Below are 19,339 nucleotides of genomic sequence, written 5' to 3' on the forward strand. Positions count from 1 at the left end.
TTAAAACAAGGGCGCTTCTCCGCCTTCGCGCCAGAATTTCTGCTTGCGGTAGATGGTGGCCGGAGACACGCCCAAAAACACCGCCGCCTTGCGCACGTCGCCCTGACAAAGCTCCACCGCCCGCTCGATGGCCTCGCGCTCCAGATCGGAGAGCGGGCGAATCGCCTTGGAGAGCGCCACCAGATCATCGGGATTAGGCGCGGCGGAATGCGGCCGCGCGGATGGAGCGGCGAAGCTGGGGGAGGCGAAGCCTGGAGCGGGGGGAGGCGCAGGCCGCGGCGGCGCGCTGCGCATCAGGGCGGGCAACATGGCGGCGGTCAGCACGGGGCCGTCGTTGAGCACCACGGCGTTGCGCAGGACGTTCTGCAATTGCCGCACGTTGCCCGGCCAGCCGAAGGCCAGAAGGGCCGTTTTGGCGTCCTCCGCCAAGCCCTTGAAGCCGCGGCCCTCCTCGACGGCGTAAAGCTGCACGAAGCGCTCGGCGATGAGAATCAGGTCGTCGCCGCGTTCGCGCAGCGGCGGCAGGCCGATGGGAATCACATGGAGGCGGTAATAGAGATCTTCACGGAAACGCCCCGCGCTCACCTCCTCCAGAGGATCGCGGTTGGTCGCGCAGACGAAGCGCACGTCCACATGCTGCGGCGCCGCCCGCCCCACCGGATTGAAGGCCCCCGTCTGCACGAAACGCAGAAGCTTGGTCTGCAGATGCGGCGACATCTCGCAGATCTCGTCCAGAAAGAGCGTGCCCCCGTCCGCCAGACGTGCCGCGCCCAGCTTATCGGCCACCGCGCCCGTGAAGGCGCCCTTCACATGGCCGAACATCTCGCTCTCCATCAATTCGCCCGGAATGGCCGCGCAGTTGATGGCGACGAAAGGCCGGTCGCGGCGGGGGCTCTGCTGATGGATCGCCTGAGCGCAGACCTCTTTGCCCACCCCGCTTTCGCCTGTGACGAAGACCGTGGCGCTGGAGCGCGCCGCGCTCTCGATGGCCCGGTAGACGCCCTGCATGGAATCGCTGGCCCCCACGAAGCCTTCGAAATTCGCGCGGCGGGCGGGCGCGGGGGCTCCGGGCGCGGGAGGCGCCGCCAGAGCCCGCGCGAAGCGGCGGCGGTCGGCGTGATTGGCGATGGCGGTGATCAGCCGGTCCGGCCCGAAAGGCTTGACGAGGAAATCGGCGGCGCCGGCGCGCATGGCCTCCACCGCCACGCCGATGGAGCCATGGGCCGTGATCACCACCGCCGGAAGCCCCGGATGGCTCTCGCCGAGCTGACGCAGGATCTCCATGCCGTCGCAATCGGGGAGCTTCAGATCGAGCAACACGAGATCGGGCTCTTCGGCCCGCACGGAGTCCAGAGCCGCCGCGCCGGTGTCGACATGCGTGACTTTATAAGGCTCGTCGCGCAGATAGCCCATATAGGTGCGCGCCAAAGCCGCCGCGTCCTCCACGAGGAGAATGCGCAAAGGCCGGTCGGCGGCGGAGGGCGATGCGTTCGGAGTCATGGGCGCGCTGAAGCCTCTGTTATCATTTTGAGACGCAGAATTAGGCGGACGCAAGCGAGGCGTCAAGCCGAATCGCCGGGGGAGAAGCGCGAACCCGGCAAACGAACCTGCGCCCGCAGCCCAAGTCCCGGCGCCGTGACGATCTGCAGGTCGCCGCCATGAAAGCGCGCCAGAGATTTCACGATGGGCAAGCCAAGCCCGGTGCCCTTATGGCGCTTGCCGCTTTCCAATTGGCCGAAGGGCTCTAAAGCCACCTCCAGCTCGCTGGGATCGAGGCCCGGCCCTTCGTCGGCCACCTCCAGCAGCAGACGGCCCTCCGGCTCGCGCTCGACCCGCAGCGTGATCGCCCCGCCCGGCGGCGAGAACTTCGCCGCATTGGAGAGCAGATTCAGCAAAATCTGTTTGAGCCGCCGCTCGTCGCCCCAGAAAGGCGGCAGATGAGGATCCGCCGTCTCGACGAAACGCTTGTCGCGCCCGTCCTCCAGCCGCGTGGCGTAGCGCAGGCTTTGATGGGCGATGAAGCCCAGATCGCACCAGCTTTCCGACAGACGCAGATCGCCCGTCTCGGCCCGCGAGAGGTCGATCAGGTCGTTGATCAGATCCAGCAGCAATTCGCCGCTCGACAGGATGTCCCCCGCATAATCGGCCGCCTCCGCCGAACTCAGCGCCGCGGCGCGCGGACGGCGCAGAATCTCGGCGTTGCCGATCACCACGTTCAGAGGCGTGCGCAATTCATGGCTGATGTTGGCCAGAAACGAGCTTTTCGCCCGGCTCGCCGCCAGAGCCTCGTCGCGGGCGGTCTCCAGAGCCTGACGCGCCAGCGCCAGCTCGTTGCGCTGCTGCACGAGATTGCGCTGAAGCCGGGCGGTCTCGCCCGCGTCCTGCAGCACCAGCGCCAGATGGCCGGAATGCGGATCGAGATAAACGCGCAGATTCACATATTGCGGCGCATAGCCGTCGCTGTGGATGGAGATGTTTTCAAAGCTCAGAGCCTGAGGCTCCGCGCCGGAGCGGATGCGCTCCAGCGTCTCCTCGCAGCCGATCAGAGCGGGAAAGACCTCCAGAGCGTCGTCGCCGACGACGGCCGCGAATTTCTCGCCGCCGAGAATCTGCGCGACCCGCAAATCCGCGTCGAGCAGCGCGATGGCCATGTCGCCGCGCGAAAACAGGCTCCGCGCCGCCCAGAGCAGCGCCTCCTCCTCTCCTAACGCGGCTCCCGCGTGGGGAGCGCCTCTGCTCGCATCCTGCATGCCGCCCGCCGTCATAGCTCGCGCCGTCCGAAAACTTGAGTCCCCTCAGCTTGGGGCAGGATCAAGGCCCCCGCAAGGCGCCCGAAGCGCCAAGGCTCCCGCGTCTCACAGCCCATAAGCCAGCACCTGCTCTCCAAGCTTGCGAAAGGCCTCGCGCACGCCCGCGCCGGTCAGGGCGCTGGTGAGCAGAGGCTCCACGCCGAAGCGCGCATCCAGCTCCTGAAGTCCGAGCTTCGCGTGCGGATCCGGCGCCGCGATGAGATCCGCCTTATTGAAGGCCAGAGCGAAAGGCCGGCCCGGCGCCTGCTCCTCGAACATCTCGGCGTAGGCGGAGACGGTCTGCAGCGCGGTGGCCCGCGTGGCGTCGCCGACGATCAGAGCCGCCGAAGCGCCGACCACGTAGCGCTCGGCGTGAGGGCCGGGCTCGGCCGCGCCCTCGACGTCCCAGATCATGAAGCGGAGCCGCGTCGGCTCCTCCTCGAAGAGGATCTCGTCTTCGTATTTATAGAGATTCACCCCGAGGGTCGCGTGATAATCCTGCGCGAAGGCGTTGAACACATAGCGTCGGATGAGCGAGGTCTTGCCGACCCCGAAATCTCCCAATACGCAAATCTTATGGGTCTTCATCCGGCGTCCTCATGTCCGAGACGCTCCGCGCCCCTGCGCCGGAGAAAATTCGCTCCCGCCTTCGTCGGGGTCATGATGCGAAGCGCGCAAGGCCCTGTCCAGCTTCTTCGCGCCTGCGGAAAGCTTTGACGGGCCAGTGCGGCTTTTCCACCCCGCAGGAATCGCCTTGCAGGCCGCCGAGGCGCGTCGCGAACATGCGGCCCCACCAAAACCGAGAGCGCTTTCCGGGCATTCCGGGCCGTTCACGCTCTAGGGCGCGAATTGCTCGCGCAGAATCCTTTCGTCGAGCCCATGGCCGTCGTCGAAGAGCAGCCGAAGCGTGACCTCCTGCGCGGAACGGATCTCGACCCGCGCCACATCGCGGACCTCCGCCATGTCGGCGACGGCGCTGACCGGGCGCTTCTCGACCTCCAGAACCTCGAAGACCACCTCGGCCCGCTCCGGCAGCACCGCCCCGCGCCAGCGCCGGGGCCGAAAGGCCGAAATGGGCGTCAGCGCCAGAAGCGCCGCGCCGATGGGGAGAATCGGGCCATGGGCCGAGAAATTATAAGCCGTGCTGCCCGCAGGCGTGGAGACGAGGGCTCCGTCGCAGATCAGCTCCGGCAGACGCTCCGCCCCATCCACGAAAATGCGCAGCTTGGCCGCCTGACGGCTCTCGCGCAGCAGCGAGACCTCGTTGACCGCCAGCGCCGTGAAGGGCTCCGCAGAGCCGCGCCGCCAAGCCCGCATGCGCAGAGGATGCAGGACCGAAGCCTGCGCCCGCTCCAGACGCCCCGGCAGATCCTCCTCCTGATATTCGTTCATGAGGAAGCCGACCGAACCGCAATTCATGCCGTAAATGGGTTTGTCGAGCGCCATATGCCGATGCAGCGTGTCGAGCATCGCCCCGTCGCCGCCGAGCGCCACGATGACGTCCGCTTCGTCCAGCGACGTCTCGCCATAGCGCGCGGCCAGACGATCCCGCGCCTGTCGCGCCTGTTCGGTCGCGCTCGCGACGAAAGCCGCCTTCATGCCTCTCCCCCTCACGCCCGACGCTTCGCCTCCGGAAGCCTGCGGAGGCTCCGCTCTTTCGCAGAGAAGCGCAAGCCGCTCCGCGCAAAAAACGACGCCCCGCCGGTGAGGGCGGGGCGTCGCGGAAGATTTCAGCGATCAGATCGCGGATCGGATCAGAGGCGCAGGCCCAGAGCCGACAGCGTGTCGATGGTCAGACCGCCGGTGCCCTCGCCAGCGGACTGCTGGAAGCGGGTGACCGCGGAGGTCGTGGCCGGACCATAGACGCCGTCCAGCGGGCCCTGGTAGAAGCCGCGCTCCTGAAGAGCCTGCTGCAGGCGGCGGATGATCTCAGGCGAGGCGTTGGTCTCGCAGAGAACTTCCTTCCACTGCAGCGACTCTTCCGACACCAACACGTTGCGGGTGATGGTGCGGACGTCGGCCGCGACCGGCACGCGACGGATGTCGGCGGGACGATCGACGACGCGGACCGGCACGGACTGCGTCTGGCCCTGAACCGCCACGCGGCGGACTTCAGCCGGACGATCCACGACGCGGCGGGTGATCGTCGCGGTCTTGGCCGGGATGGCCACGCGACGAACCTCGGCCGGACGATCCAGCACGCGACGGGTGATCGTCGCGGTGCGGGCGCCGCCCTGACCGGCGCCGCCGGTGGAGCGAACCTGACCGCGGACCGGGTTGCCGGCGCTGTCGCGGAAGACCTGACCGTCGGCCGCGAGGGCGAAGCCCTCAGGGCTGACGCCCACGGCGCCCGGGATCACGTTGCCGTTGACGTCCACGACGACGTTGCCGCCGTAGCCGCCGCCGACGCCGAGGCGCTCGACGCTCGCCGGGGCCGCGATCTCGCGGGTGGCGATGGTCTGGGTCTTCGCCGGAACGGTGACGGCGCGGGCGCCGGCCGGGGTCGCGACCTGACGGACCTGGATGGTCTGGGTCTTGGCCGGGACGGCGATGCGCTGCACCTGAGCCGGGGTCTCGACGACGCGGCGGGTGATCGTGGCGGTCTTGGCCGGAACCTGGACGACCTGCTGCGAGGACGGACGGTCCACGACGCGGATCTGCACGGTCTGCGACTTGGCCGGGACCGTCACGCGACGGACTTCAGCCGGACGGTCGACCACGCGGATCTGGATCGTCTGGGTCTTGGCCGGGATGGCCACGCGCTGCACGGAGGCCGGGGTGTCCACCACGCGACGGGTGTAGCCCTGACCGACCGCGCCGCCGCCGGCGCCGCCGCGAGCGAAGCCGCGGACCGGGTTGCCCTGGCTGTCGCGGAAGACCTGGCCGTCGGCCGCGAGGGCGAAGCCCTCAGGGCTGACGCCCACGGCGCCCGGGATCACGTTGCCGTTGACGTCCACGACCACGGTGCCGCCGGTGTAGCCGCCGACGCGCTGCACGGAGGCCGGGGTGTCCACCACGCGACGGGTGATCGTCGTGTACTGGGCCGGGGTGCGCACGACCTGCACGGAGGCCGGGGTGCGGACCACGCGACGGGTGACCGTCTCGTACTGGGCCGGAACTTCGACCAAGCAGAGGATCTCGCCGGTGGAGAGGGTCTTCGTCTCTTTGATCGAGGCGCCCGTGATCTCGCCGCCGACGGCGTCGATGATCGCGATCGGGTTCACGCCGCGCTGCCAGGTGGTGTAGGACTCGCGGACCAGCACGCGGTCGGTCACGGTCTCATACTGAGCCGGAACCACCTGATGCTGCTCGCCCTCGGCCTGAACCAGGACCTGCTCGGTCACGGTGCGGTAGGTGGCCGGGACGACCTGAAGCTGCTCGGCGACTTCCTCGGCGGCGCCGGCGACGGCGACGCTGCGGTAGGTGGCCGGAACGACCTGCAGGGTCTCGGAGGCCTCTTCGACCACGACCGTCTGATCGACGGTGCGGTAGGTGGCCGGGATCACCTCGAGGGTCTCATAAGCGGGCTCGACGACCAGCTCCTGAGCGGCGGTGCGGAAGGTCGGGGGAACGATCTGAACCTGCTCGTAAGCGGGCTCGACCACCACGGTCTCCTGCACGGTGCGGAAGGTCGGCGGAACGACCGTCAGCGTCTCATAAGCGTCCTCGACGACCACTTCCTGCTGAAGGGTCTGGAAGGTCGCCGGAACGGCCTCAAGAACCTCATAGGCGGGCTCGACGACGACCTGCTGCTGGCCGGCGCGGAACTGGGCGGGCACCACGCGGAGCTGCTCGGCGGCTTCCTCGACCACGACGGTCTCGGAGACGGAGCGGTAGGTCGCCGGGATCACTTCGAGCGACTCGGACTCGTCCTCGACCACGACGGTCTCGGAGACGGAGCGATAGGTCGCCGGGATCACTTCGAGGGACTCGGTGGCTTCCTGAACCACGACGGTCTCGGTGACCGTCTTGTAGGTCGCCGGGATCACTTCGATGGTCTCGGAAGCCTCGGAGGCGACCACGTTCTCAGTGACCGTGCGGTACTGGGCCGGGATCACGACGCGAGCGTAGCAACGGCCGGGGGCCGCGTTCGGCGGGTAGGCGCCGCCGAAAGCCGCCGCGGCGGCCGAGGCGCTCAGCGCGCCGGCCGGAGCCGCCGCCGCCGCGTAGCCGGCCTGACCGGACTGGACCGCATAGGCCGCGCCGGGCTGAACCGCATAGGCGCCGCCGGCCTGAGCCGCGTAGGCGGCCTGAGCCGCCGCGTCCGCCGCGTAGATCTGAGCGCCATAGCCGTCGGCCGAAGCCGCCGACACCAGCGCGCTGGTCGCCGCGCCAGCGACCACCAAGCAGCTGCTCGTCAAAAGCAGGCTCTTACGCTTCATTGCAAATCTCCACTTTTATCGCCTTCGCGCTCATCCCGTGTCGAGGGCCCGCCGGTCTGCGCCGACGCGTCCTCTCGGACCGAACCTTAGCAAACCTTGTTCCAGTCGACGTCCTTCTTGCCCGAGGACTGACGTCCTGAGAACAAGCGCCCTACCCGCTCCCCAGCGTCTTGAAAACGCCTATGCGGAAGCGCAAGAGTTGGTTAGCATAGCCGCTTCCCGAATTCATTCAAAAAAGGCACAATCGTCGTTAACGCTCCAAAACTGTGGCGCCCGATCAACGATCCGCCTGAATCCTCCGTGAAGCCGCCGTGTTTTCAACGCGCCGCCGCCTTGAGTCAAGCGTCTCTGGACGCGCGGAGCCTTCGCCTTATAGAGATGGGCCTCGTTCATCGGGGCGCCCTCGGACAGGCGGCGCCCCCCGACGTTCCTAGATACGGAATCCGGGAGGATTTTCATGACGCTAGATCCAATTCGTCCTCAGGGCTTCTTTTCGGCCTCCCTCGCCGAGGGCGACCCGGAGATCGCGCGCTCCGTCTCGGACGAGCTGCGCCGCCAGCGCGAGGAGATCGAGCTGATCGCCTCCGAGAACATCGTCTCTCAGGCGGTGATGGAGGCGCAAGGCTCTGTTCTGACGAATAAATATGCGGAAGGCTATCCCGGCCGCCGCTATTACGGCGGCTGCGAATTCGTGGACGTCGCCGAGAGCCTCGCCATCGAACGCGCCAAGGCCCTCTTCGGGGCGCGATTCGCCAATGTGCAGCCGCATTCCGGGGCTCAGGCGAATCAAGCGGTTTTTCTGGCGCTCCTCAAGCCCGATGACCTGTTTTTGGGCATGGAGCTGCCTTCCGGGGGCCACCTCACCCATGGCGCGCGGGCGAACCAATCGGGAAAGTGGTTCAAACCGATACAATACGGCGTTCGCAAACAGGATTCCCTGATTGATTATGATCAGGTCGCCGCTCTGGCGGCAGAACACAAGCCGAAATTGATTCTCGCGGGCGGCTCGGCGATCCCTCGTCAAATCGACTTTAAGAAATTCCGCGAAATCGCTGATTCGGTTGGCGCGATCCTGCATGTGGACATGGCGCATTTCGCCGGACTGGTCGCGGGCGGGGCCCATCCCAATCCGCTGGACTACGCCGACGTGGTCACAACCACCACCCATAAGACCCTCCGCGGGCCGCGCGGCGGCATGGTGCTGACCAATTCCGAAGAGATCTCCAAGAAGATCAACAGCGCCGTCTTCCCCGGTCTGCAGGGCGGGCCGCTGATGCACGTCATCGCCGCCAAGGCCGTCGCCTTCAGGGAGGCTCTGGACCCGAGCTTCAAAACCTACGCCCGGCAGGTGATCGCCAACGCGCAGGCTCTGGCCGACGAGCTGCTGAAAGGCGGCCTCGCCATCGTCACCGGCGGCACCGACACCCATCTGATGCTCGTCGACCTGCGGCCCAAGGGCGTCAGCGGCGCCGACGCCGAAAAGGCGCTCGGCCGCGCGCACATCACCTGCAACAAGAACGGCGTGCCTTTCGACCCCGCGCCGCCCACCGTGACCTCCGGCGTGCGGCTCGGCTCTCCGGCGGGCACGACCCGCGGATTCCGCGAAGCCGAATTCCGCGAGATCGGCCGGCTCATCACCGAAGTGGTGGACGGGCTCGCCGCCAACGGCGCCGAGGGCAACGGCGAAGTCGAGGCCGCGGTGAAGGAGAAGGTTCTCGCGCTCTGCGCGCGCTTCCCGCTCTATTGATCTCAGAAAACCCCGCGCCGCCCTCTTGATCGGGGGCGGCGTCCTGCGAGGCCCCGCTCAGGACCAAAGGCGGGTTCGACCTCGCCCCCTTCCTCGCTTATCCTCCCGCCTTATGACTTCGGCGCATATGAAGGCGACGATCGCCCGGCGCGCCCGCTTCCGGGAGGAAAGCCATGCTCCGCATCCGCCCCGCCGCGCTCGGCGCGGTCCTCGCGCTCTGCGCCGCGCCCGCTCCGGCGCAGGAGCCCCCGCCTGATCCTCTGAACTCCGGCATGTGGCCTCTGGTCGCCGAGGAGAATTTCCCCGGAGAGATCGTCTTCGATCCGCGCGTGAAGCTGAGTCTGCCCGCCGCCGCCGAAGATCAATTCCATGTCCCCGTCACCATCGACGCCCGCGAACTCGCCGCCGAGATCGGCCCCATCGCGGAGATGGTGGTGGCCGCCGACCTCAATCCGATCATCCATGCGGTCACCTTCCGGCCGGGCGCGAAGGCCGAGCCCTTCCTCGGACTCAGAATCAAGGTGGAGCAGACGACGCCCGTGCGGGTGGGCGTGCGGGGCGCGGATGGAATCTGGCGGGTCGCCGCCGCCGTGATCGACGCCGCAGGCGGAGGCTGCTCGGCGCCCGCCGCCGCCCATGGTCAAAAGGACTGGATGTCCACCCTCGGCGAGGCGCGGGCTCTGGCGGGCCGGGACGAAGCCGGAGAAACCCGCATCTCCCTGCGGATGCGCCATCCGATGGATACGGGCTTCGCCGCCGGAATCCCCATCTTCCACCTCAGCGAGCTGACCCTCACGCTCGATTCCGGCGAGGAGCTGGCCGAGTTGGAGATCTCCGCCCCGATCAGCGAGGATCCCGCCTTCAATCTGCTGGCCCGCCCGACGGCCGGCGGAGCGACGGCGGCCGTCGCGGGGCGCGACAGCGAAGGCAACCGCTTCGCCTTCTCCGTTCCTCTGCCTGAGGAGGCGGTGAATTGAATCGGATGAAACGCATGAGCCGGCGCGCTTGGCTCGGCGGGGCGGCGGCTCTGGCGGCCTCCGCGGGCGCGGGGGCGCTCATCGGGCCGATCCGGGCGCAGACTCACGCCGCGCCCCGGAGCTATCGGCTGGAGGCGGTGGAGATCGCCGCCCGCACATGGTGCGTCTATGGCGCTCAGGAGGATCTGAGTCGCGCGAACGGCGGCGCCATCGCCAATGCGGCCTTCATCCAGACTCCCGACGGCGTGGTGGTGGTCGACACCGGCCCCTCGAAGCGCTACGGCGAGGCTCTGGCCGCGCTCATCGCCGAACAGCTGCCCGGCAAGCGGATTCTGCGCGTCTTCAACACCCATCACCACCCGGACCACGTCTTCGGCAATCAGGCTTTCCCGCGCGAGGCTCTGGCGGCCCCTCAGGCGGTGATCGAGGCCATGACGGCCCAAAGCGAGGCTCTGGCGGCCAATATGTATCGGATCCTGGGGGATTGGATGCGCGGCACCGTCCCGACTCCGCCGGGGCGGGCGCTCAACGCCTCGCGGGAGGAGATCGGCGGAAGGGTCTTCACGCTGACCGAAATGAAGGGGCACACCGCCTGCGACCTCGTCGTCCGCGACGAAGAGACGGGCTTGGTCTTCGCGGGGGATCTGGCCTTCCTCGACCGGGCGCCGACCACGCCCAACGCGGACCTCCCCGCCTGGCGCGCCTCTCTGGCGGCTCTGCGGCGGATGGAGCGGGATTCCCTGCTGCCCGGCCATGGTCCCGTCGATCCGCAAGGGGCCTCTCTGGATCAGACGCTGGACTGGCTGGACTGGCTGGACGGGACTCTGCGCGAGGCCGTGGCGCGCGGCCTCACCATGAACGAGGCCATGGCCGCGCCCATTCCCGCGCGTTTCGCGGCGCTCGGCGTGGCGCGGACGGAGTTCGAGCGCTCGGTCGTGCATCTGCGCGCGCGGATGGAGGAGGAGATCCTAAACGGGATTCCGCCGGACCGCCTGTGATCGGGCCCCCGACCAGACCCGGATCAGGCCCCTGATCAGGCTTCTTCGCGCCTTTTCAGGGCGTTCCCGTGGGCTGACCCTCGGGCCCGAGCACCTTCATCAACACGCCGTTGGTGTACATGTCGTCCATGGCGCCGCTCATCGCATGGCCCGCCGCGATGGTCACCAGAGCCATCATGGAGCCCAGCACGCTATATTCGATGGCGGTCGCGCCCTCTTCGTTCCTGACGAACTCCTTGATCTTCAGCATTCGCTCCTCCTGATCCCGACTCGCACAAGTCCGCCCCGCGAATTTCCCGCAATCCCGTTGATGATGTTTTAAGAAACATTATGAACGATTTGTCATCGGAGCCGATCGGCGCCGCGCGCCCCTGCGCGATTGACCGGACTTCAGCCTGAAGGTAGCTTCCGCCCGCCCGGAGGCTCCCCGATCAGGCCCCTTCGGAGCCGCTTTGGAGAGACGGACCATGCCCAACGCTCAGGTGAACGCGCCGCCGCGCTGCTTTCAGGATCTCATCCTCACGCTGTCGCGCTATTGGGCGAGCCGCGGATGCGCCATCCTCCAGCCCTACGACATGGAGGTCGGGGCGGGCACCTTCCATCCGGCGACCACCTTGCGCTCGCTGGGCGCGAAGCCTTGGGCGGCGGCCTACGTCCAGCCCTCGCGGCGGCCCAAGGACGGCCGTTACGGCGAGAACCCCAACCGTCTCCAGCATTATTATCAATATCAGGTCATTCTGAAGCCGAGCCCGCCCGATCTTCAGGAGCGCTATCTCGGCTCGCTGCGGGCCATCGGGCTGGACCCCTCGGAGCATGACGTGCGCTTCGTCGAAGACGATTGGGAGAGCCCGACGCTCGGCGCCTGGGGCCTCGGCTGGGAGGTCTGGTGCGACGGCATGGAGGTCTCGCAATACACCTATTTTCAACAGGTGGGAGGCCATGACTGTCGGCCCGTCTCGGGAGAGCTGACTTATGGTCTGGAGCGTCTCGCCATGTATGTCTTCGGCGTCGAGAACGTTTACGACCTGCCTTTCAACTCGCCCGATTCGCCCGTTCCGCTGAAATACGGCGACGTCTTCCTGCAGACCGAGCGCGAATATTCCCGCTGGAACTTCGAAGTCGCCGACACCGAGATGCTGTTTCAGCATTTCCTCGACGCCGAAGCCGAATGCGGCCGCATCCTCGCCGCCTCGCTGGAAGAGGGCTCCATCGTCATGGCGCATCCGGCCTACGACCAATGCATCAAGGCCAGCCATGTGTTCAATCTGCTCGACGCGCGCGGCGTGATCTCGGTCACGGAGCGCCAAGCCTATATCGCGCGGGTGCGCGCGCTGGCCAAAGCCTGCGCCGACGCCTATCTGCGCACGCCCCAAGGCGCGGACGAAGCCGTCTGACCGCCCTTCCCCTTAGGCCGGCTTCCCGAGGACGCCCCCCATGCCCGACCTTCTGCTCGAACTGCTCTCCGAAGAGATCCCGGCCCGCATGCAAAAGCGCGCCCGGGAGGATCTGCATCGCCTGATGGAGGCCGAGTTGAAGGCCGCCGGCCTTGAATGGCGCGTGGCGCGGGCTTTCTCCACGCCGCGGCGTCTGGCGCTGGCGGCCTTCGGCCTGCCCGCCGAAACCGCCGCCCAGACCGAAGAACGCAAAGGCCCCCGCGTCGACGCGCCCGAAGCCGCCATCGAGGGCTTCCTGCGCAGCACCGGCCTGACGCTCGACGAATTGGAGGTCCGCCCCGACGACCGCGGCGCCGTCTATTTCGCGGTGAAGCGCAAGCCGGGCCGCGCGACCGCCGAGGCGCTTCAGGAGATCGTCCCGCGGGTGATCCAGAGCTTCCCTTGGCCGAAATCCATGCGCTGGGGCTCGGGAACGCTGCGCTGGGTGCGGCCTTTGCGCTCGATCATCTGCCTCTTCGGCGAGAAGGGCGCGGCGCAGGTCGTGCCGGTGGAGGTCGAGAACGTCCCCTATGGGCGGACGACCTACGGCCATCGCGTCCACGCCCCCGGCCCCATCGAGGTCTCCGGCCCCGAAGATTACGTCGAGAAGCTCGCCCGGGCCTTCGTGGTGCTCGATCAGGACGCGCGGCGCAAATATCTGACCGACCAGATCGCCGCCAAGCTCGCGAGCTCCGGGCTGGAGATGCTCCCCGACGAGGCGCTGACCGAGGAGGTCACGGGCCTCGTGGAATGGCCCAATCCGCTGATCGGCCGCGTCGATCCCGAATTTCAGGAGCTGCCCCCCGAGGTGCTCCAGACCTCCATGCGCGAGCATCAGAAATATTTCTCGCTGCGCAAGCCGGGCGAGGAGAAGATTTCGGGCTTCGTGGCGGCGGCCAATCTGCGTCCGCAGGACGGCGGCGCCAAGATGCTCGCGGGCTATGAGCGCGTGCTGCGCGCCCGGCTCTCGGACGCCCGCTTCTTCTGGGAGAACGACCTCGCCACGCCGCTCGACTCGCGTCTGGACCGGCTGAACCACATCGTCTTCCACGCCCGTCTCGGGGCGCAGGGCGACCGGGTGGCGCGTCTGCGGGCTCTGGCGGGCGAATTGGGCGAGGCCTTCGGCGCCGATCCCGAGATCGTCGACCGCGCCGCGCTGTTGGCCAAGGCCGACCTCGTCAGCGACATGGTCGGCGAATTCCCCGAGCTGCAGGGCCGCATGGGCCGCCGCTACGCCGAAGCCGCCGGAGAGGATCCTCAGGTCGCCGAGGCCATCGAGGAGCATTATCGCCCCGTCGGCGCTCAGGACCGCACGCCCGCCAGCGCCGCCGCCGCCGCCGTGGCCGTGGCGGATCGTCTGGATCTGCTCGTCTGCTTCTGGACCATCGACGAGAAGCCGACCGGCTCGAAGGATCCCTTCGGCCTGCGGCGGGCGGCGGTGGGCATCCTGCGCATCATGATGGAGAACGCCCGCCGCGCCGATCTGGAGGAGCTGGCCGAGCGCCATTACTTCCTCGCCGAGCGCGCGCGTCAGCATGTCGAGCAGAGCGAGCGCGGCGCCGAGGGCGCCGTGCGGCGCAATCTCTCGGTGCGGGTGCTGGATCGGCTCTATGAGGGCGACGAAGCCGCCGCCATGACCGCCGCCGACCTCGACCGCGATAAATCGCTGGGCGTGCTCGCGCGGGGCTGGAAGGAGAAGTCGCTCGCGCTGTCTCACGACCTCATGGGCTTCTTCACCGACCGCCTCACCGCGCTGATGCGCGACGAGATGGGCTTTCGCCACGACGTGGTTTCGGCGGTGCTGAATCAAGGCTCGGCGCGGGATCCGGCTCTGGCGATGATTCAGGCCCGCATGCTGACCGAATTCCTCCTGCAGTCGGAATCGCAGAATCTGCTGGCGGCCTATAAGCGGGCGGCGAACATCCTGCGCGCCGAAGAGCGCAAGGAGAGCGTCGATTTCTCGCGCCATCCGGATCCGGCGCTTTATCAGCACCCCGCCGAAAAGGCGCTGCACGAAGCCGCCAACATCGTCGAGGCCCAAACGCAGCTGGCGCTCAAAGGCGAGGATTTCCAAGGCGCGCTCATGGCCATGACCCGCCTGCGCGAGCCGCTGGACGACTTCTTCCGCGACGTGACGGTGAATTCCGACGACCCGGCGCTGCGGCGCAACCGTCTGCGGCTGCTGAGCCGTCTGCGGGCGCTCATGCTGGAGGCCGCCGACTTCGACGCTCTGGAGGGCTGAAACTCCCTTCAGACGCGCCGCAAAGGTCAAGGGGAGGGCGCGAGCCCTCCCCTTTTTCATGTTCAGCGCCGCGCAAGGCGGCTCGGCCTCTCAGGCGAAGCGGAAATGCATGACGTCGCCGTCCTGCACCACGTATTCCTTGCCTTCGAGCCGCATCTTTCCGGCCTCCTTCGCGCCCGCCTCGCCCTTGCTGGCGATGAAGTCGGCGTAGGCGATGGTTTCGGCCCGGATGAAGCCTTTTTCGAAATCCGTATGGATCACGCCGGCCGCCGCAGGCGCCTTCCAGCCCTTATGGATGGTCCAGGCGCGGGTCTCTTTCGGCCCGACGGTGAAATAGGTCGCCAGCCCGAGCAGCTCGTAGCCCGCGCGGATCAGACGGTCGAGGCCCGGCTCCTCCAGCTTCATCTCGTCGAGGAACATGGCGCGCTCCTCGTCCTCGAGCTGGGAGATCTCCGCCTCGATGGCCGCCGAGATCACCACGCAGGCCGCGCCTTCGGCTTTCGCCCGCTCGAAGACCTTGGCGGAATGGGCGTTGCCGTCCTTCGCGTTGGCCTCCTCGACGTTGCAGACGTAGACCACCGGCTTGGAGGTCAGCAATTGCAGCATCTCGAAGGCTTTGCGCTCCTCATTGGAGATTTCGAGCTTGCGGGCGGGCTTGCCGTCGGCGAGCAGCACGCGCACGCGCTCCAGCAGATCGGCCGCGAGCGCGGCTTCCTTATCGCCGCCCGCCTTGGCCTTTTTCTGGAGCGGCGCGAGGCGCTTCTCGACGCTCTCCAGATCGGCGAGCATCAGCTCCGTCTCGATGATCTCGATGTCGGCGATGGGATCGACGCGGCCCTCGACATGGGTGACGTCGCCGTCCTCGAAGCAGCGGACCACATGGGCCACGGCGTCCACTTCGCGGATGTTGGCGAGGAACTGATTCCCGAGGCCCTCGCCCTTGGAGGCGCCCTTCACCAGACCCGCGATGTCCACGAAGCCGAGCCGCGCGGGCAGAATCTGCTGAGACCCCGCGATCTCCGCCAGAGGCGCGAGCCGGGCGTCCGGCACCGAAACCTCGCCGACGTTGGGCTCGATGGTGCAGAAGGGGTAATTCGCCGCCTGAGCCGCGGCGGTGCGGGTCAAGGCGTTGAACAGCGTGGACTTGCCCACGTTGGGCAGGCCCACGATGCCGGTCTGAAAGCCCATGGGCGGCTCCTCTGACTTGGGAAAAGTTCTGGAAAGGCGGGGGTTCTCTCGCAAGGGGCGGCGCGAAAGTCAATGAGTCGGGGCCATCTAATGCGTGCGGCCGCTGGAATCGACGGCGCCGGCGCGGGCGCGGGCGTTGAGCGCCCCCGCGCTCGCCGCCGCCGCCACGATCACCGCCGCGCCGAGCAGCTTCATCCAGCCGGGGACCTGCCCGAAGACGAAGACGTCGAAGCCCAGAGCCCAGATCATCGCCACATATTCGAAGGCCGCCAGAGCCGAGACCGGCGCCCGCGCCAAAGCCTCGGTCATGGAGATCTGCGCCATGCCGCCGAGGATTCCCGCCGCCATCAGCCACCAGAGCGTCGGGCCGTCGAAGCTCGGCCAGTCGCCCCGCAGAGCGGTCGCGGCGCCCGCCAGAGCGCAAAAGGCCGAGAAGTAAAAGGCGATGGTCGAGGGGCTTTCGGTGCGGGTCAGATCGCGCACCTGAATCATGGCCATCACCGTGAAGCCCGCCCCCGCCAGACCCGCCAGCACCCCGATCAGCACGCCCTGCGGCGTCTCGACGGGCGAGAATCCCGTCTCCGGCGCGGGCGAAAGCAGCATCAGCGCCACGCCGCCGAAGCCCAAGGCCGTCAGCGCCACCACCGAGCTGCGCGGCTTCTCGCCGAGCAGGACCATCGCCGCCGGAACCGACATCAAAGGCGCGAGGAAGCTCAGGGCCGTGGCGAGGGTCAAAGGCAGATGCGCCAGAGCCGTGAAGCCGAGAAACATCGAAAAACAGCCGAAGCCGCTGCGCAGGGCGTGTCCGGCGGGGTTCCTCGTCTTGAGCGCCCGCGGCAGGCTCCGGCGCCAGGCCATGTAGAGCAGAATCGGCGGAATCGCCATGAAGCTGCGCCAGAACACCGTCTGGCCGACCGCCGCCCCGTCCAGAGCCGCCTTGCGGACGCACAGCCCCATCAGAGCGAACAAGACCGTCGCCAAAAGGCGCAGCCAGACGGCGCGGGCGTAATTCATGACCTGAGGAATCCGGAAAATGAAGAGGGGCGCGAAGCCGCGAAACGGACGGCGCGCCCCCTCATGGACCGGAAAGCCGGAGCGGGAAAGAGGTCAGTCGCGGAAGACCACGGTCTTGCGTCCGTTGAGCAACACGCGGCGCTCCAGATGCAGCTTCACCGCCCGCGCCAGAACGCGCGATTCGATGTCGCGCCCGGTGGCCACGAGATCCTCGGGGCTCTGGGCGTGGCCGACGCGCTCGGTCTCCTGCTCGATGATGGGGCCTTCGTCGAGTTCGGCGGTGACGTAATGGGCCGTGGCGCCGATCAGCTTCACGCCGCGCTCATGGGCCTGATGATAGGGCTTGGCGCCTTTGAAGCTCGGCAGGAAGCTGTGATGAATGTTGATGGCCTTGCCGAAATGCCGCGCCGAAAACTCGTTGGACATCACCTGCATATAGCGCGCCAGCACGATGAGGTCGGGATTCTCGGCCTCGATCAGGCCCTCGATCAGACCTTCCTGACGCGCCTTGGTGGCCTTGTTCACCGGCCAGTGATGGAAGGGCAGGCCCGCCCGCACGGCGATGATCGCCGCCTCGTCATGATTGGAGACGATGCCCGCCACCTCGGCTTTCAGCCAGCCCACCCGGATCTGATAGAGCAGATGCTCGAGGCAATGGTCGAATTTCGAGACGAGGATGAGAATCCGCGGCGGCCGCGCCAGATCCGCCACCTGAAGATCCATGCCGAATTCCTCGGCGGCGGGCGCGAGCCGCGCCAGAATCGCGTCGCGGTCCACGCCCCCCGGCGCGATGAAGGCGATGCGCATGAAGAAGCGGTTCGGCCCCCGGTCCCAGAATTGCGCGCTCTCGGCGATGTTGCCGCCGAAAGCCGCGATCTCGCCCGCCACGCGCGCCACGATGCCGGGGCGGTCGGCGCAGGAGAGGGTCAGGATATGCGTGGGCTCCGAAGAGGTCTCAGACATGATGGATCAGGCTTTCCCGGCGCGATTCAAGAGCGTCTCCCGATCCTCCCGGATCGGTCGGACGCTCCAACTTCTTTATGGTCGCGTCTTCGCGACGCGAAGCCGAAGCGGCTTCGCTGGAAAACGCTCAGGGCTCCGCGCGGGTTTACCACCTGTATCTTGTCGAAACATCTCTGAAATGCGCGCGCGCCGCTCCGGATCCCGGTTTTTCCCAGCCGCGCAGGGAGTTCGGCCTCAATCGCGATATTCCGGCGGCTCGGGCTCCAGCCCTTCGGCGCCCCAAGGCTGGACGGCCACCGCCGAAATCGCGTTCTTCGGCGAGCCCTCGATCACCTTGTCCGAATAGACCAGATAGACCAGAGTCTTGCGCTTGGGATCATAGAAGCGCACCACCTGAATCGTCTTGAAGAGGATGGAGCTGCGCGCCTGAAACACCTCCTCGCCCGCGTTCAGCCGCTCCTTATAGCTGATCGGCCCCACCTGACGGCAGGCCACCGAGGCGTCCGAGGTGTCTTCGGCCAGTCCGAGCGAGCCTTTGATCCCGCCCGTCCGCGCGCGGGAGAGGAAGCAGGCCACCCCCTCCACCTTGGGATCGTCGAAAGCCTCGACCACGATGCGGTGATTGGCCCCGAGCAGCTTGAAAACCGTGGTCACCTCGCCGATCTCCTCGGCGGAGGCGGGCGCGGCGAAAAACCCGAGGCTCAGGCCCAAAGCCCCGAGCAGGGCGGCGGAGCGGCGGCGCAGGCAAGACGTCATCGGCGAAGCCTCTCAAAGGATCAGGTCGCCTCAGAGATAGGAAGCTTTGCGCGCAGGCGAAAGGCCTTTTCCTGAAACCGAAAAGCGCGCCTCCTGCGCAAGCGCGCCTTGACGCGGCCGAGATCGGACGCGAGAACCGCTGACGGCCCCTCAGGCCGCCATCCCCCGAGGAGCCGCAGGCCGCCCCTCAGGCCGCCGCCTTCCCGAAGAAAAGGACTCCCCATGGCCGAAGACGAAAAGAAATCCGAAGAGCCCGCCGCGAAAGCCGCCGCCGAGCTTTTATTCAAAAGCCGCAACGTGCTGATCACCGGCCAGATCGACGACAAGCTCGCGCGCGGGGTCGTGGCTCAGCTTCTGGCGCTCTCCGAGGACAACGACAAGCCGATCAACCTCTTCGTCAGCTCGCCGGGCGGGCATGTCGAATCCGGCGACATGATCCATGACGTGATCAAGTTCATCAAACCCGAAGTCCGGACCATCGGCTCGGGCTGGGTGGCGAGCGCGGGCGCGCTGATCTTCGTCGCCGCCGAGAAGAAGAACCGCTTCTGCCTGCCCAACACCCGCTTCCTGCTCCATCAACCGAGCGGCGGCGTGGGCGGCCAAGTTTCGGACATCTATATTCAGGCGCAGCAGATGCTCTACATGCAGGAGCGTCTGGAGAAGGTCTTCGCCGAGGCCACCGGCCAGAGCGTCGAGCGCATCCGCAAGGACACGCAGCGCGATTTCTGGCTGACCACGCAAGAGGCTCTGGATTACGGCCTCGTCGGCTCGGTGATCCGCAGCTCCGACGAGCTGCCCAAGAAAGGCTGAGGCTTCAGGCTTCGGGCCCGGGACAGGAGGGCGCGGCTTC

The 19,339-nt window shown here is 67.4% G+C and carries 16 protein-coding genes; 6 read left to right on the forward strand and 10 right to left on the reverse strand.

The features are described from left to right. The 5 genes from B161_RS0114010 to B161_RS18160 all read right to left on the reverse strand — a co-directional run bounded on the left by B161_RS0114010 (position 1) and on the right by B161_RS18160 (position 7,171). Complete coding sequence (locus B161_RS0114010) at positions 1 to 1,500, reverse strand: sigma-54-dependent transcriptional regulator (protein WP_018634071.1); 1,500 nt, start codon at positions 1,498 to 1,500, stop codon at positions 1 to 3. A 62-nt stretch (positions 1,501 to 1,562) separates the two neighbouring features. Continuing rightward, positions 1,563 to 2,750: a sensor histidine kinase gene (locus B161_RS19025; RefSeq protein WP_157755657.1), complete on the reverse strand. Its 1,188-nt coding sequence runs from the start codon at positions 2,748 to 2,750 to the stop codon at positions 1,563 to 1,565. 105 nt (positions 2,751 to 2,855) lie between these two features. Beyond that, a complete protein-coding gene (locus tag B161_RS0114020; protein WP_018634073.1) occupies positions 2,856 to 3,377 on the reverse strand; it encodes a Rab family GTPase in 522 nt (173 codons plus the stop codon). Positions 3,378 to 3,626: 249 nt separating this feature from the next. Further along, positions 3,627 to 4,388 carry an NAD kinase gene (locus tag B161_RS0114025; protein ID WP_018634074.1) on the reverse strand — a complete coding sequence of 254 codons (762 nt, stop codon included), beginning with the start codon at positions 4,386 to 4,388 and terminating at the stop codon, positions 3,627 to 3,629. Between the two features lie 155 nt (positions 4,389 to 4,543). Next, a complete protein-coding gene (locus B161_RS18160; RefSeq protein ID WP_018634075.1) occupies positions 4,544 to 7,171 on the reverse strand; it encodes a peptidoglycan-binding domain-containing protein in 2,628 nt (875 codons plus the stop codon). A 457-nt stretch (positions 7,172 to 7,628) separates the two neighbouring features. On the opposite strand from B161_RS18160, the gene glyA reads away from it, so the two are divergent. From glyA to B161_RS0114045, 3 genes are all read left to right on the forward strand, one after another. Then, positions 7,629 to 8,918: a serine hydroxymethyltransferase gene (glyA, locus tag B161_RS0114035; protein ID WP_018634076.1), complete on the forward strand. Its 1,290-nt coding sequence runs from the start codon at positions 7,629 to 7,631 to the stop codon at positions 8,916 to 8,918. Positions 8,919 to 9,091: 173 nt separating this feature from the next. Further along, complete coding sequence (locus tag B161_RS18165; protein ID WP_018634077.1) at positions 9,092 to 9,895, forward strand: quinoprotein dehydrogenase-associated SoxYZ-like carrier; 804 nt, start codon at positions 9,092 to 9,094, stop codon at positions 9,893 to 9,895. Positions 9,896 to 9,909: 14 nt separating this feature from the next. Continuing rightward, complete coding sequence (locus B161_RS0114045) at positions 9,910 to 10,893, forward strand: quinoprotein relay system zinc metallohydrolase 1 (protein ID WP_240471628.1); 984 nt, start codon at positions 9,910 to 9,912, stop codon at positions 10,891 to 10,893. A gap of 55 nt (positions 10,894 to 10,948) precedes the next feature. Here the strand turns inward: B161_RS0114045 and B161_RS0114050 are convergent, their stop codons facing one another. Further along, positions 10,949 to 11,143 carry a Flp family type IVb pilin gene (locus tag B161_RS0114050; protein WP_018634079.1) on the reverse strand — a complete coding sequence of 65 codons (195 nt, stop codon included), beginning with the start codon at positions 11,141 to 11,143 and terminating at the stop codon, positions 10,949 to 10,951. Positions 11,144 to 11,360: 217 nt separating this feature from the next. On the opposite strand from B161_RS0114050, the gene B161_RS0114055 reads away from it, so the two are divergent. Both B161_RS0114055 and glyS read left to right on the forward strand, forming a co-directional pair. Next, positions 11,361 to 12,287, forward strand: coding sequence for a glycine--tRNA ligase subunit alpha (locus tag B161_RS0114055; protein WP_018634080.1), 927 nt, complete (start codon positions 11,361 to 11,363; stop codon positions 12,285 to 12,287). Between the two features lie 40 nt (positions 12,288 to 12,327). Then, on the forward strand, positions 12,328 to 14,568 hold the full coding sequence (gene glyS / locus B161_RS0114060) for a glycine--tRNA ligase subunit beta (protein WP_018634081.1): 2,241 nt from the start codon (positions 12,328 to 12,330) through the stop codon (positions 14,566 to 14,568). Positions 14,569 to 14,658: 90 nt separating this feature from the next. Here the strand turns inward: glyS and ychF are convergent, their stop codons facing one another. The 4 genes from ychF to B161_RS18175 all read right to left on the reverse strand — a co-directional run bounded on the left by ychF (position 14,659) and on the right by B161_RS18175 (position 18,489). Next, on the reverse strand, positions 14,659 to 15,756 hold the full coding sequence (gene ychF, locus B161_RS0114065) for a redox-regulated ATPase YchF (protein WP_018634082.1): 1,098 nt from the start codon (positions 15,754 to 15,756) through the stop codon (positions 14,659 to 14,661). 87 nt (positions 15,757 to 15,843) lie between these two features. Continuing rightward, entirely contained in the window at positions 15,844 to 16,770 is a 927-nt protein-coding gene (locus tag B161_RS18170) for a DMT family transporter (protein ID WP_018634083.1), read from the reverse strand. 93 nt (positions 16,771 to 16,863) lie between these two features. Beyond that, positions 16,864 to 17,733: a formyltetrahydrofolate deformylase gene (gene purU / locus B161_RS0114075; RefSeq protein WP_018634084.1), complete on the reverse strand. Its 870-nt coding sequence runs from the start codon at positions 17,731 to 17,733 to the stop codon at positions 16,864 to 16,866. 234 nt (positions 17,734 to 17,967) lie between these two features. Continuing rightward, on the reverse strand, positions 17,968 to 18,489 hold the full coding sequence (locus B161_RS18175) for a CreA family protein (RefSeq protein WP_018634085.1): 522 nt from the start codon (positions 18,487 to 18,489) through the stop codon (positions 17,968 to 17,970). A 222-nt stretch (positions 18,490 to 18,711) separates the two neighbouring features. Here B161_RS18175 and B161_RS0114085 point away from each other — a divergent pair, with 222 nt between their 5' ends. After that, entirely contained in the window at positions 18,712 to 19,299 is a 588-nt protein-coding gene (locus B161_RS0114085; RefSeq protein ID WP_018634086.1) for an ATP-dependent Clp protease proteolytic subunit, read from the forward strand. Positions 19,300 to 19,339 lie beyond the last annotated feature (40 nt).

Source organism: Neomegalonema perideroedes DSM 15528, from assembly GCF_000374145.1.
Lineage (GTDB): Bacteria > Pseudomonadota > Alphaproteobacteria > Rhodobacterales > Rhodobacteraceae > Neomegalonema > Neomegalonema perideroedes.